The organism is Streptomyces sp. NPDC050743, from assembly GCF_044456925.1.
Lineage (GTDB): Bacteria > Actinomycetota > Actinomycetes > Streptomycetales > Streptomycetaceae > Streptomyces.
Genome location: NZ_JBITGJ010000009.1, coordinates 67,045 through 80,950 on the forward strand (window position 1 = coordinate 67,045; position 13,906 = coordinate 80,950).

Here is a 13,906-nt window from a genome sequence, read left to right on the forward strand (position 1 = left end):
CTCAGAGTTCCGCCAGGAGTTCGGCCTTCTTCGAGGTGAACTCCTCGTCGGTGACCAACCCGGCCTGATGCAACTCCCCGAGATGCCGGATCCGTTCGGCGATGTCCGCGGGGTCGCGCCGTGACGGGGCCGGTACCGCGGGTACCGGCCCCCGCGTGCGTACGGCCGCCAGGACCGCCGCGGCGAACGGCAGCGACTCGTGCACCGGGCCGTACCCCAGTCCGAAGACGACGGTCGCCGGATCCTGATCGGGCTGCACGGCGGCCGACTCGGCCGAGCGCCGGACCAGCCGCAGATGTCCCTCGAACACCTCGGGCGACCGCCACTCCACCCCGCTCAGCTGGGTGACCGGAAAGCTCTGGTCGCCGGCCTTCCACTTCGCCGAGGAAGCGCCCGTCCAGGACCAGCGGAACTGCACGGCCGTACCGTCGAAACTCGCCTTCCCGTCGTACGCCTTGAAGGACAGCGGAGCCTCGGGCGCGGTCACCAGGTGGCGGTCGGCGGGTCCGGACTCGGTCAACAGGCCCTTCAGTTCGTCGGCGTAGTACTCGGCGAGCGTCTCCCGCTCGGCCGGCAGCACCAGCCGGTACGGATCGGAGCCCTCCTTCAGCTGCCCGGCCGCCGCCTCCATCAGCGGATCCGCGCCGGCGCGCGGCAGCAGCCGCAGCACGACGGTGCCGCGCCTGCCCGGGGAGAGCGTCACGCCCTCGACCGCGGACAGCGGGATCCGCCGTTCCCCGAGTGCCTGGAACAGCTTCGGTGTTCGAATCCCCCGTTCGTAACGGATGAGCACGGAGTCGGACTCGAACTCCCAGACGGCATGAAAACCCGCCAGTACGTCACCCATGCGGCTCATCGTATGCGGCACGTGCTCCTCCGTCGCCACCCGCGCAGACCGCACTTCCTGCTGCTTCTACGCGCGTCCGGCCGTGGTGGTGCCGGGCACACCGGCCCGGCACAGGTCGTTCTCGCGTGCGCACGTCACCGCGTCGTAGGCCCCGACCGCCACGTCGGCGAGGTTGCGCAGGCTGTCCGTGCCCGGCTGGAAGTAGCCGGCGTGGCCCTGCGCGTCCCGGGCGGACAGCACACGCGCACCGAACCCCGAGGACACCGGATCCGCGCCGTGCCCGATCCCCCCCAGTTCCAGATACGGCACGTCCTGGATCCAGTCGCTGGCGTCCCGCATGGCCCACACCCGGGCCGTGGTGCCCAGGTGGGAGGCGCTGGAGACCCGCATGCCGGGGCTCGCGGCCACGGCTATGTCGGTCACCCGGCGCGGCATGGCGTGCGCGGCCACCCCGCAGACCACGGACCCGTAGCTGTGGCAGACCGTCGTCACCGGCGCACGGCCGGGCAGGCCGCCCAGCAGCGCGTTCAGCCGTACGGCGCCCTCCGCGGCGCGCAGCCCGGTGGCCGCGTCCATGCCGAGGCCGTCGGGGGAGGTGTAGTCGGCCCAGGCGATCACGGCCGTACGGGTCGCGGGGCTCTGTGCGCGCTCCGCCGCGTACAGAGCCTTGGCCATGCCGACCGGGGCGGTGTACTGGCGGTTTGTCTTCTGGAAGGTGAGCAGATCGGTGTCGACGCCGGGGACGATCACCGAGATCCGCTGCGCCTTGTCGAGGTTCCCGAACACCTCCGCGACCCGGCCCGAGCCCTCGGGGTCGAAGGCCAGGATCTTCCGGCCGGGGCTCATCAGGTCCTCGTAGCGGTGCATACGACGGCCCGCGTCCTGCTGTCCGGCCGCGCTGAGCCGGCTGTCGTGCATGCGTTTGCTCTCGACCTTGCGTTGCTGCTCCAGCGCGATGTGGTTGGCGCGGTAGCGCAAGGTGACGGGGGCGCCGTTCATGTTGCCGACCGTGAGCGGGTAGCGGCGGGCGAGACGGCTCTGGTCCTCGGGGGAGAGGGACGCGAAGAAACGGCTGAGCAGGGTCGGTGCGGCCTTGGGGTCCGGCAGGTGGAGGCCGTGGATGCTGCCGTGCTCCCACTTGGCGAGCGAGGCCTGGAGTGCGGTCGACTCCCTGTGGCTGTGCAGGGCGGTCCAGCCGGTGGTCGCGAGCATCACGAACACCACGGCCAGCGCCAGCAGTGCGCGCCAGACGTTCAGTTGCGGGGAGGTGTCGAAGGAAGTCACTGGGAGGACACACTAGGAGAACGGGAGGGTCTCGGGGTAACCGAGTGACAGGTATCACGTTTCGTGAAGCGTCGAACGCGTTGTCAACGATCTCGGTTCGAGCGCCAGTTCCCGGTAAGTGCCGAACCCACCTGATCGAGGTAGGAAGCGGTGAGTTGACGGATCGCCACCAGGCTGAAGTCGTCGCCCGTGCACCACTGCCGTTCGGTGACCCTTATCACGCCGCCGAACACGGCCACGGCCAGCCGCGGTCGAGGGTCGGCGTCCACGTCCACGCCCTCGCGCTCGGCCAGCAGGCGGGCGATCGTCTCCTCCGTGGCCGCCGAGCGGCGCAGATGGGCGGCGAGCAGCGCCGGCGTCGACTCGATCGTCCGGTACATGCGCAGATACAGCTCGACCGGCACGGCCGACTCGACGGTCTCCCGGATCCCGTCCCAGCCCTCCAGGACCGCCTGCCGCAGGGCCTCCAGCGGCGCCTCGTGCGGCGGACGCGCGCGTACGTCCTCGACGAAACGCGCCTCCGTCATCTCCTGCACGGCGAAGGCCACGTCCTCCTTGCCGGCGAAGTAGCGGAAGAAGGTGCGCTGCGAGACGTCGACGGCCTCGGCGATCTCGTCGACGGTCGTGTGCTCGTACCCCTGGGTCGTGAAGAGCTCCAGAGCGGCCCGCAGCAGCGCCTCCCGGGTGCGCTGTTTCTTGCGCTCGCGCAGTGTTTCCATACGTGTCAGTTACTGACGGATGAAATGATTTGTCAATTGGCAGAGACTGTCACTAGCCTCGAACGCATGACTAGTCAGACCACCATCGACGCGACGGGGCCGGGAGGCGCGGAGCCGCAGGCCCCGCTCGAGTCGCCCCCGGCCGCGGGGCTGCGCGGCCATCCCTGGCTCACCCTGATCACCGTCGCCGTGGGCGTCATGATGGTGGCCCTCGACGGCACCATCGTGGCCATCGCCAACCCGGCGATCCAGAAGGACCTGGGGGCCACCTTCGCCCAGGTGCAGTGGATCACCAACGGCTATTTCCTGGCCCTCGCGGTCTCCCTGATCACCGCGGGCAAGCTCGGCGACCGCTTCGGCCACCGGCAGACCTTCCTCATCGGGGTGACCGGCTTCGCCGCCGCCTCCGGCGCCATCGGCCTGTCCCACAGCATCGCCGCGGTCGTCACCTTCCGCGTCTTCCAGGGCCTGTTCGGCGCGCTGCTGATGCCGGCCGCGCTCGGCCTGCTGCGGGCCACCTTCCCGGCCGAGAAGCTCAACATGGCCATCGGCATCTGGGGCATGGTGATCGGCGCGTCCACCGCGGGCGGCCCGATCCTCGGCGGCGTGCTCGTCGAGCACGTCAACTGGCAGTCGGTGTTCTTCATCAACGTGCCGGTGGGAGCGCTCGCCCTGATCCTGGGCGTGCTGATCCTGCGCGACCACCGCGCCGAGAACGCCCCGCGCTCCTTCGACATCCTCGGCATCGCCCTGCTCTCCGGCGCGATGTTCTGCCTGGTCTGGGCCCTGATCAAGGCTCCGACGTGGGGCTGGGGTGACGGCAAGACCTGGATCTTCATCGCCGCGTCCGTGGTCCTCTTCGCCCTGTTCTCCGTCTGGGAGACCAGGGTCAAGGAACCCCTGATCCCGCTGGGCCTCTTCCGCTCGGTCCCGCTCTCGGCGGGCGTGGTCCTGATGGTCCTGATGGCCATCGCGTTCATGGGCGGCCTGTTCTTCGTGACGTTCTACCTCCAGAACGTGCACGGCATGAGCCCCATCGACGCCGGCCTGCACCTGCTGCCGCTCACCGGCATGATGATCGTCGGCTCGCCGCTGGCCGGCGCCGCGATCACCAAGCTCGGCCCGCGCATCCCGCTGGCCGGCGGCATGGCCGCGACCGCGATCGCCATGTACGGCATGTCGACGCTCGAGGCCGACACCGGCAGCGGCGTGATGTCGATCTGGTTCGCGCTGCTCGGACTCGGTCTCGCGCCGGTCATGGTCGGCGCCACCGAGGTCATCGTCGGCAACGCCCCGATGGAACTCTCCGGTGTGGCGGGCGGCCTCCAGCAGGCGGCCATGCAGATCGGCGGCAGCCTCGGCACGGCCGTGCTGGGCGCCGTGATGGCCTCCAAGGTCGACAGCGACCTGCCGGGCAACTGGACCGGCGCCGGGCTGCCGCAGCTGACCCCGGGTCAGCTGGACAAGGCCTCGGAGGCGGTCCAGGTCGGCGTCGCCCCGGTGCCGAAGGGTGTGCCGGACCAGATCGCCGCGAAGATCACCGAGGTCGCCCACCACACGTTCATCTCCGGCATGAGCCTCGCCTCCCTGGTCGCCGCGGGCGTGGCGGCGGTCGCCGTCCTCGTCGCGCTGCTCACCAAGCGGGGCGCGAACGCGGAGGCGGGCGCGGGCGTGGGCCACATCTGAGGGTCTCTTCCCGGACTCCGCCCGGGCGTGTTCCGGGCGGAGTTCCCCTATCAGGGTGACTCGGCTAAAGATCGCTCGCACCGGGCGCGCGCCGCAGGTCACAGTGGGTCAAGTCCTCCGCAGGACATGGGGGACGGCCAGACCGCGGCGCGCGCTGCCGGAGGGGGCAGCGCGCGCAGGTCTGCCGGGCCGGAATCGGGGTACTCGCACCGCGAAGCCGAACTGTCCATGAACCCCAGGGAGTTGATGATGACAGGCTTCGGGCACGGAACGCGCGGGTACCCCCGGTCACGTGGCCGGACGTGGCAACGGACCGGGCCGGACCGCGCGACACTCGGCATCATCGGCGCGATCTGTGCCGTGGCCGGCTTCTTCGCACTGGGCATCGTCCTGGGCCCGGTGGCGATGGTCTGCGGCTGGCAGTCCATGGGCCGCAAGTGGTCCAACGACCGCGACATCCCAGCGCTGGTGGCGTTGGTCCTCGGCGCGATAGACACGGTGCTCGCCGTCGTCGCCCTGGCGGGCGCGGCCACATGGGGCCACGGGCTCCTCTAGCCGACGGTTGCGTGGTGAGGCCCGGGGCCGTACGACGGTTGCGTCGTGGGGCCCGGGGCCGTCCGCCGGGCGCGGACGCGGGAGCTGATCGCGCAGTACCCCGCGCCCCTTCCGGTCGCTGCGGCACCTTGCCGGCGCCGGTGAGCCCCACCCCGGTCGGCCACGGCACCGGGCAGCGCGTCAACTCCGCTGCTGCTCCCGCTCGTCGGCCAGCCGAGCCACCTCCGCCCGCAGCAGGCGAACTTCCTCGGCCAGATCAGCGATGGCCCGCGTCTGCCGCCGCTCCTCCACATCGTCCTTCTCGAACCGCGCGATGAACCACGCCGCGATGTTCGCGGTCACCACACCGAGCAACGCGATCCCGGACAGCATCAGCCCGACGGCGATCATCCGCCCCAGGCCGGTCGTCGGCGCGTGATCCCCGTATCCCACGGTCGTCATCGTCGTGAACGACCACCACACCGCGTCACCCAGCGTCCGGATGTTCCCGTTCGGCGAGTCCCGCTCCACGGACAGCACCGCCAGCGACCCGAACATCAGCAGCCCGATCACCGCCCCGGCGACATACGTCGTGAGCCGGATCTGCGAGGCCATCCGCGCCCGCCGCCCCACCAGCAGCAGCGTCGACACCATCCGCAGCAACCGCAGCGGCTGCAGCAGCGGCAGCACCACCGCGCACAGGTCCACCCAGTGCGTCCGGACGAACTCCCGGCGGCGCGGGGCGAGGGCGAGCCGCATCAGGTAGTCCACGGCGAACGCGGCCCAGACCACCCACTCGACCACCGTGCACGCGTACGTCAGCGAACGACCCGCGGAGTGGTCCACGATCGGCACGGCGTAGGCGACGGTGAACGCCACCGCCAGCGCCAGCAGCGGCCGTTGGGTATGCCGTTCCCAACGCGCCTGGCCCCACTGATCGTTCATGCCCGCATCGTAAACGCGCCCCAAAGGGGCGCGGGGGACTGCGTGACCAGCCACGCAGTCCCCCGCACCCGGCGACGAACGAGCAGAGCGCAGCGGCTACGCGTCGCCGCCCGCCGCCCCCGGATGCGCCGCCGAGACGTCCAGCAGCTGGTACCGGTCGATGGCCTGCTTCAGCACCGAGCGGTCCACCTTGCCCTCGCGGGCCAGCTCGGTCAGCACCGTGACGACGATCGACTGGGCGTCGATGTGGAAGAAGCGCCGCGCCGCACCCCGGGTGTCGGCGAAGCCGAAGCCGTCCGCGCCGAGCGACTGGTAGGTGCCCGGCACCCACCGCGCGATCTGGTCCGGCACCGATCGCATCCAGTCGGACACGGCCACGAACGGACCCTCCGAGCCGCTGAGCTTGCGCGTCACGTAGGGCACCCGCTGCTCCTCCTCCGGGTGCAGCAGATTGTGCTCCTCGCACTCCACCGCCTCGCGGCGCAGCTCGTTCCAGGAGGTGGCCGACCAGACGTCGGCGCGCACGTTCCACTCCGCGGCGAGGATCCGCTGTGCCTCCAGCGCCCAGGGGACCGCGACGCCGGACGCCATGATCTGCGCCGGGACCGAGCCGCCCGTGCCCTCACTGAGCTTGTGGACGCCCTTGAGGATGCCCTCCACGTCCACGTTCGCCGGCTCGGCCGGGTGCTGGATGGGCTCGTTGTAGACGGTCAGGTAGTAGAAGACGTCCTCGCCGTGCGGGTGCTCGGCGTCGCCGCCGTACATGCGGCGCAGGCCGTCCTGGACGATGTGCGCGATCTCGTAGGCGTACGCCGGGTCGTAGGCCACGCACGCCGGGTTGGTCGAGGCGAGCAGCTGCGAGTGGCCGTCCGCGTGCTGCAGGCCCTCACCGGTCAGCGTCGTACGGCCGGCGGTCGCGCCCAGCACGAAGCCGCGCGCCAGCTGGTCGGCCATCTGCCAGAACTGGTCGCCGGTGCGCTGGAAACCGAACATCGAGTAGAAGACGTAGACCGGGATCAGCGGCTCGCCGTGCGTGGCGTAGGCCGAGCCCGCCGCGATCAGGGAGGCCGTACAGCCCGCCTCGGAGATGCCGTCGTGCAGCATCTGGCCGGTCGGCGACTCCTTGTAGGCGAGCAGCAGCTCCCGGTCGACGGACTCGTACTGCTGGCCCAGCGGGTTGTAGATCTTCGCGCTCGGGAAGAAGGAGTCCATGCCGAACGTGCGGTACTCGTCCGGCGCGATCAGCACGAACCGCTTGCCGATCTCCTTGTCCCGCATGAGGTCCTTGAGGAGCCGGACAAAGGCCATGGTCGTGGCGATGGACTGCTGGCCCGTGCCCTTCTTCACGGTCGCGTACGTCTTGTCGTCCGGCAGCGGGAGCGGCTTGGAGCGCACGACGCGCGTCGGGACGTATCCGCCGCACTGCTTGCGCATGTCGTGCATGTACTGGATCTCGTCGGTGTCCCGGCCCGGGTGGTAGTAGGGCGGCGGGCCGGACTCCAGCTCCTTGTCGGAGATCGGCAGGTGCAGCCGGTCCCGGAAGCGCTTGAGGTCGTCGACCGTCAGCTTCTTCATCTGGTGCGTGGCGTTGCGGCCCTCGAAGTTGGGGCCCAGCGTCCAGCCCTTGACCGTCTTGGCCAGGATGACCGTCGGCTGGCCCTTGTGCTCCTTGGCCGCCTTGAACGCCGCGTAGATCTTGCGGTGGTCGTGACCGCCGCGGCCCAGGTGCAGGATCTGGTCGTCGGTCATGTTCTCGACCATCGCGCGCAGCCGGTGGTCGTCGCCGAAGAAGTGCTTGCGGATGTACGCGCCCGACTCCGTGGCGTACGTCTGGAACTGGCCGTCCGGGGTCGTGTTCATCTTGTTGACGAGGATGCCGTCCCGGTCCTGTGCGAGCAGCGGGTCCCAGGTGCGGTCCCAGATCAGCTTGATCACGTTCCAGCCGGCGCCCCGGAAGATCGACTCCAGCTCCTGGATGATCTTGCCGTTGCCGCGCACCGGGCCGTCGAGCCGCTGCAGGTTGCAGTTGACGACGAAGGTCAGGTTGTCCAGGCCCTCCCGGGCCGCGATGGACAGCTGGCCGAGCGACTCCGGCTCGTCCATCTCGCCGTCGCCGAGGAACGCCCACACGTGCGACCTGGAGGTGCCGGCGATGCCGCGCGCCTCCATGTAGCGGTTCATCCGCGCCTGGAAGATCGCGGCCAGCGGGCCGAGGCCCATGGAGACCGTCGGGAACTCCCAGAAGCCCGGCATCGAGCGCGGGTGCGGGTAGCTGGACAGGCCGTCCGGGTACTTCGACTTCTCCTGGCGGAAGCCGTCGAGCTGGTCGGCGCTGAGCCGGTCGAGCAGGTACGCGCGGGCGTAGATGCCGGGGGAGGCGTGGCCCTGGAAGAAGACCTGGTCGCCGCCGTCGCCCTCGTCCTTGCCGCGGAAGAAGTGGTTGAAGCCGACGTCGTACAGCGAGGCCGAGGAGGCGAAGGTGGCGATGTGGCCGCCGACGCCGATGCCGGGGCGCTGGGCGCGCGAGACCATCACGGCCGCGTTCCAGCGGGTCGCGTTGAGGATCCTGCGCTCGATCTCCTCGTTGCCCGGGAAGAACGGCTCGCTCTTGGTGGGGATCGTGTTGACGTAGTCCGTGCTGCGCATCTCGGGCACGGCCACGCGCCGCTCGCGGGCCCGCTCGATCAGCCGGAGCATGAGGTAGCGGGCCCTCTCCCGGCCGCGCTCGTCCACGGCGGCGTCGAGGGAGTCGAGCCACTCCTGGGTTTCTTCGGGATCGAAGTCAGGAACCTGACTCGGAAGGCCGCCAATGATGATCGGATTGCGATCGGATCCGGAAGCCACGCTGTTCCTTACCTGTCAGAGGGCCAGTTTTTGCACCTGCCTACACCGCTCCCCATCGTGTACCTCGGGACGGCGTACGTCATCTCCTTCGGGTCCGCACCGTGTCCGCACCGGTCAAAACGCAACGATACGCCCGGGGGTGTCACGTGCTTGGCAAAGGTGTTCGAGGGGCGTATCACCGGATGATTCCGAGATGATTCCGAACGGCGCAAACCGGGCACATCGGTGTGATGTGGGTCGCGCGGAAACGGGGTACGGTGCCAGGAGTTGCGGCGACACGGCCGGGATCGTCACCGTTTCGGCGGTCCGGAGGGCCGGGTACTTGCGCGATCCGCCCCGCCCGTGTGGACTACGGCCAATGCTTCGCGCACGCGCGTGGCTGAGATACTCAACAAGACATGATCAGGAGGCAACCCGTGAGCGCGACCGCGGACCACGCGGAGGAGCGGACGAACCCTGCCGCCAGGCTGGGGTTCCAGCCCGGGCAGGTGGTCCAGGAGATCGGCTACGACGACGACGTCGATCAGGAGCTCCGCGAGGCCATCGAGGAAATCGTCGAGGGCGACCTGATGGACGAGGACTACGACGACGTGGCCGACGCCGTTGTGCTGTGGTTCCGTGACGACGACGGCGACCTGACGGATGCGCTGGTGGACGCCACCACGTACATCGAAGAGGGCGGCGCGATCCTGCTCCTGACGCCGAAGACCGGCCGTTCGGGGTACGTGGAGCCGAGCGACATCCAGGACGCCGCCACGACGGCCGGCCTGACGGCGTCGAAGAGCGTCAGCGTCGGCAAGGACTGGAGTGGCTCGCGGCTTGCCACGCCGAAGGCGGCCAAGTCCAAGAAGTAGATCTCCGCTGCACCACGGACGGGCCGGTTTCGCCCCGGCCCGTCCGGAAGCCCTGGTGATCGCTGCGTAGGGTGGACCCGAGCGTGTGCTGTGCGCTCACCCGAACGGCCCACCGAAGGGATGCACGACGATGGCGATCCAGGTCGGCGACAAGGCGCCCGACTTCGAGCTCAAGGACAACCACGGCCGGACCGTGAAGCTCTCGGACTTCCGCGGCGAGAAGAACGTGGTGCTGCTCTTCTACCCCTTCGCCTTCACCGGCGTGTGCACCGGCGAGCTGTGCGAGCTGCGCGACAACCTGCCGAAGTTCGAAGGCCGCGACACCCAGCTGCTCGCCGTCTCCAACGACTCCATCCACACCCTGCGCGTCTTCGCCGAGCAGGAGGGCCTGGAGTACCCGCTGCTCAGCGACTTCTGGCCGCACGGCAACGTCTCGCGCGCGTACGGCGTCTTCGACGAGGACAAGGGATGCGCCGTCCGGGGCACCTTCATCGTCGACAAGGAGGGCGTCGTGCGCTGGACCGTGATCAACGGCCTGCCGGACGCGCGCGACCTGAACGACTACGTGAAGGCGCTCGACACCCTGTAGGCCGACCGTGGCCGACACCTGTGATTCTCCGGGTCCAGGGTCTGCGGGGGCCGGGAACCCGTCACTAGGATCGGCTCGTTGATCCCATATCCGAAGCACGACGGGGCTCCCCGCCCCTGGACACCACATGGAGGACCTGTGGGAGTCAGCCTCAGCAAGGGCGGCAACGTATCGCTGACGAAGGAGGCCCCGGGCCTGACCGCCGTCATCGTCGGCCTGGGGTGGGACGTGCGGACCACGACCGGCACGGACTTCGACCTCGACGCGAGCGCACTGCTGCTGAACAACACCGGCAAGGTCGCCAGCGACCAGCACTTCGTCTTCTTCAACAACCTCAAGAGCCCCGACGGCTCGGTCGAGCACACCGGTGACAACATCACCGGTGAGGGCGAGGGCGACGACGAGCAGATCAAGATCAACCTGGCCGGCGTCCCGGCCGACATCGAGAAGATCGTCTTCCCGGTGTCGATCTACGACGCCGAGAACCGCCAGCAGTCCTTCGGTCAGGTCCGCAACGCGTTCATCCGCGTCGTGAACCAGGCGGGCGAGCAGGAGATCGCCCGCTACGACCTCAGCGAGGACGCCTCCACCGAGACCGCCATGGTCTTCGGCGAGCTGTACCGGCACGGGGCGGAGTGGAAGTTCCGCGCCATCGGTCAGGGCTACGCCTCGGGCCTGCGCGGCATCGCGCAGGACTTCGGCGTCAACGTCTGATCCCGGCAGGGCCACGACACCTGCACCGTCCGGCGCCGCACCGTTTACGGTCGGCGCCGGACGCACAGGACAACCAGGGAAGCACCACTAGGGGAGGACCAGCATCATGGGCGTCACGCTCGCCAAGGGAGGCAACGTCTCCCTCTCCAAAGCCGCACCGAACCTCACCAACGTCATGATCGGGCTCGGCTGGGACGCGCGCTCCACCACCGGCGCCCCCTTCGACCTGGACGCCAGCGCGCTGCTGTGCGGCGCCGGCAACCGCGTCCTGGGCGACGAGTGGTTCGTCTTCTACAACCAGCTCAAGAGCCCCGACGGCTCGGTGGAGCACACCGGTGACAACCTCACCGGTGAGGGCGAGGGCGACGACGAGTCGATCCTGGTGGACCTCGCCAAGGTGCCCGCGCACTGCGAGAAGATCGTCTTCCCGGTCTCCATCCACATGGCGGACGAGCGAGGCCAGACTTTCGGCCAGGTCTCCAACGCCTTCATCCGGGTCGTGAACCAGGCCGACGGCCAGGAGCTGGCCCGCTACGACCTCAGCGAGGACGCCTCCACCGAGACGGCCATGATCTTCGGCGAGCTGTACCGCTACCAGGGAGAATGGAAGTTCCGCGCCGTCGGGCAGGGCTATGCCTCGGGCCTGCGCGGCATCGCCCTCGACTTCGGGGTGAACGTCTCCTAGCCGAGCACCCTCCCAGGCGGCCTGTGCTGTGGCTTTTCGGTGAGGGTTGCCCTGGACGGTACCGCCGGTAGGGTGCACCTCTAGACTCGGGGTCAACGTTTAGCAAAGCCGAGTACGGCGCGGGGGAGCACCTTCCTCAGACTTCGTCTGGGAGGGACCCCCAGACACGATTGGGTAGCCAGTGCTTCTGAAAACCTTCGGCTGGTCGTTCGCGGTCACCGCGCTCGGCCTGGTCGCCGCGGTCTTCTACGGGGGGTGGGAGGCCTTCGGCGTCGTGGCGATCCTGGCCATCCTCGAGATCTCGCTGTCGTTCGACAACGCGGTGGTCAACGCCGGCATCCTGAAGAAGATGAACGCCTTCTGGCAGAAGATCTTCCTCACGGTCGGCGTTCTCATCGCGGTGTTCGGCATGCGGCTGGTCTTCCCCGTCGTGATCGTCGCCCTCACCGCCAAGCTCAACCCCGTCGACGCGGTCCACCTGGCCTTCACCGACAAGGACCGTTACCAGCAACTGGTCACCGACGCCCACCCGGCGATCGCCGCGTTCGGCGGAATGTTCCTGCTGATGATCTTCCTGGACTTCATCTTCGAGGACCGGGACATCCAGTGGCTGCGCTGGATCGAGCGCCCGCTGGCCAAGCTCGGCAAGGTCGACATGCTGGCGGTCTGCATCGCCCTGATCGTCCTGCTGATCACCTCCTTCACCTTCGCCGTCCACGCCCACCAGCACGGCGGTGCCCACGTCGACAAGGCGCAGACGGTCCTGATCGCCGGCATCGCCGGCCTGATCACGTACATGATCGTCGGCGGCCTGTCCGGCTACTTCGAGGACCGGCTGGAGGACGAGGAGGAGCGCGAGCACGAGGAGGAGGAAGAGGCCGCCCGCACCGGCAAGAAGAAGCCGGCCGTGGTGCTGGCCGGCCAGGCCGCGTTCTTCATGTTCCTCTACCTGGAGGTCCTGGACGCGTCCTTCTCCTTCGACGGCGTGATCGGCGCCTTCGCCATCACCAACGACATCGTGATGATGGCCCTCGGCCTCGGCATCGGCGCGATGTACGTCCGGTCCCTCACGGTCTACCTGGTCCGCCAGGGCACCCTCGACGACTACGTCTACCTCGAGCACGGCGCCCACTACGCCATCGGCGCCCTGGCCGTGATCCTCATGGTCACCATCCAGTACGAGATCAACGAGGTCATCACCGGTCTCGTCGGCGTCGTCCTGATCGCCTGGTCCTTCTGGTCCTCCGTCCGCCGCAACCGCGCCCTCGCGGCCGAGGGCGCGGGCGCCGGCGAGAAGGCCGAGGTCTCCTCAGGGGTGTGAGCCGGATCCCCTACGGGTCAGATCCGGGCCGTGACGGGGTGTGACACCCCGCCCGGCGAGGAACGCTCTGAATCGGGGCGGCCGACGTGGTCGGCCGCCCCGACGGCGTTCGTTGAACGAGTACGTGAGCACCTGGGGGCGGGAATGGGTTTCTTCGACGGGCTGCGGGGCGCCAGCGCCGCCGACTTCGACGCGGGCAACGCCTCGACGAACTCCATCGAACTGACCAGGCGGCACCAGACGGTGTCCCTCACCAAGCAGGACGCGGCCACCGGCCATCTGCGCATCAACCTCGCCTGGCGGATGCGCACCTCCGACTTCGACGGCAACCAGCGCACCAGCCTCTTCCGGCACCCCTTCAAGGCCCTCAAGCCACCGGAGGTCCTCGGGCACGGCCAGAGCATGGTCAACGTCGACCTCGACCTGGGCTGCCTGTACGAACTGACCGACGGCACCAAGGGCGTCGTCCAGCCGCTGGGCAACTACCTCGGTGACGTCAACGCACCGCCGTACATCAAGCTCAGCGGCGACGACCGGTTCGGCTCGGCGTCCGGCGAGACGATGTACGTCAACCTCGACCACCGCGACGCCATCAAGCGCCTGCTGGTCTTCGTCTACATCTACGACCAGACCCCGGCCTTCGACCGCACCCACGCCATCGTCACCCTCTACCCCAGCAACGGCCCCCGCATCGAGATAGGCCTCGACGAACGCCATCCCCAGGCCCGCTCCTGCGCGGTCGTCATGATCGAGAACGTGAAGGGCGAGCTGGTCGTCCGCCGCGAGGTGAAGTTCGTGTACGGCTTCCAGGGGGAGCTGGACCGGTTGTACGGGTGGGGACTGCAGTGGGGGCGGGGCTACAAGACCAAGGCGGAACGCTGAGC

General features: G+C 69.0%; 13 protein-coding genes. 8 read left to right on the forward strand and 5 right to left on the reverse strand.

The window, feature by feature from the left end; all coding sequences use genetic code 11:
- Position 1: 1 nt before the first annotated feature.
- The 3 genes from ACIBJF_RS12615 to ACIBJF_RS12625 all read right to left on the reverse strand — a co-directional run bounded on the left by ACIBJF_RS12615 (position 2) and on the right by ACIBJF_RS12625 (position 2,850).
- Entirely contained in the window at positions 2-847 is an 846-nt protein-coding gene (locus ACIBJF_RS12615; protein ID WP_399173683.1) for a DUF4429 domain-containing protein, read from the reverse strand.
- A 66-nt stretch (positions 848-913) separates the two neighbouring features.
- On the reverse strand, positions 914-2,131 hold the full coding sequence (locus ACIBJF_RS12620) for an alpha/beta hydrolase (RefSeq protein ID WP_399173684.1): 1,218 nt from the start codon (positions 2,129-2,131) through the stop codon (positions 914-916).
- An 83-nt stretch (positions 2,132-2,214) separates the two neighbouring features.
- Positions 2,215-2,850 (reverse strand): TetR family transcriptional regulator, encoded by a 636-nt coding sequence (locus ACIBJF_RS12625; protein WP_399173685.1) that lies wholly within the window; start codon positions 2,848-2,850, stop codon positions 2,215-2,217.
- A 66-nt stretch (positions 2,851-2,916) separates the two neighbouring features.
- Between ACIBJF_RS12625 and ACIBJF_RS12630 the strand changes: the two genes are divergently transcribed.
- Together ACIBJF_RS12630 and ACIBJF_RS12635 are read left to right on the forward strand one after the other, a co-directional pair.
- Complete coding sequence (locus ACIBJF_RS12630) at positions 2,917-4,536, forward strand: MFS transporter (RefSeq protein ID WP_399173686.1); 1,620 nt, start codon at positions 2,917-2,919, stop codon at positions 4,534-4,536.
- A gap of 249 nt (positions 4,537-4,785) precedes the next feature.
- Positions 4,786-5,091, forward strand: a complete 306-nt coding sequence (locus tag ACIBJF_RS12635) for a small hydrophobic protein (protein WP_228620127.1) — start codon at positions 4,786-4,788, stop codon at positions 5,089-5,091.
- A gap of 180 nt (positions 5,092-5,271) precedes the next feature.
- Here the strand turns inward: ACIBJF_RS12635 and ACIBJF_RS12640 are convergent, their stop codons facing one another.
- Together ACIBJF_RS12640 and aceE are read right to left on the reverse strand one after the other, a co-directional pair.
- Positions 5,272-6,015: a potassium channel family protein gene (locus ACIBJF_RS12640; RefSeq protein WP_399173687.1), complete on the reverse strand. Its 744-nt coding sequence runs from the start codon at positions 6,013-6,015 to the stop codon at positions 5,272-5,274.
- Between the two features lie 96 nt (positions 6,016-6,111).
- Positions 6,112-8,859 (reverse strand): pyruvate dehydrogenase (acetyl-transferring), homodimeric type, encoded by a 2,748-nt coding sequence (aceE, locus tag ACIBJF_RS12645; protein WP_399173689.1) that lies wholly within the window; start codon positions 8,857-8,859, stop codon positions 6,112-6,114.
- Between the two features lie 416 nt (positions 8,860-9,275).
- Between aceE and ACIBJF_RS12650 the strand changes: the two genes are divergently transcribed.
- The 6 genes from ACIBJF_RS12650 (at position 9,276) to ACIBJF_RS12675 (ending at position 13,904) form a co-directional block, all read left to right on the forward strand.
- Positions 9,276-9,713: a DUF3052 domain-containing protein gene (locus ACIBJF_RS12650; RefSeq protein ID WP_351798129.1), complete on the forward strand. Its 438-nt coding sequence runs from the start codon at positions 9,276-9,278 to the stop codon at positions 9,711-9,713.
- A 130-nt stretch (positions 9,714-9,843) separates the two neighbouring features.
- Entirely contained in the window at positions 9,844-10,302 is a 459-nt protein-coding gene (locus tag ACIBJF_RS12655; protein ID WP_351798131.1) for a peroxiredoxin, read from the forward strand.
- A 138-nt stretch (positions 10,303-10,440) separates the two neighbouring features.
- The gene (locus tag ACIBJF_RS12660) at positions 10,441-11,016 is read left to right on the forward strand and encodes a calcium homeostasis/redox stress adaptation protein (protein WP_351203376.1); all 576 of its coding nucleotides are present in this window, start codon (positions 10,441-10,443) and stop codon (positions 11,014-11,016) included.
- A gap of 106 nt (positions 11,017-11,122) precedes the next feature.
- Complete coding sequence (locus ACIBJF_RS12665; RefSeq protein WP_351798132.1) at positions 11,123-11,701, forward strand: TerD family protein; 579 nt, start codon at positions 11,123-11,125, stop codon at positions 11,699-11,701.
- Positions 11,702-11,882: 181 nt separating this feature from the next.
- Positions 11,883-13,022, forward strand: a complete 1,140-nt coding sequence (locus tag ACIBJF_RS12670) for a DUF475 domain-containing protein (protein ID WP_399173690.1) — start codon at positions 11,883-11,885, stop codon at positions 13,020-13,022.
- A 144-nt stretch (positions 13,023-13,166) separates the two neighbouring features.
- A complete protein-coding gene (locus ACIBJF_RS12675) occupies positions 13,167-13,904 on the forward strand; it encodes a Tellurium resistance (RefSeq protein ID WP_399173691.1) in 738 nt (245 codons plus the stop codon).
- The last annotated feature ends 2 nt before the right edge of the window (positions 13,905-13,906 follow it).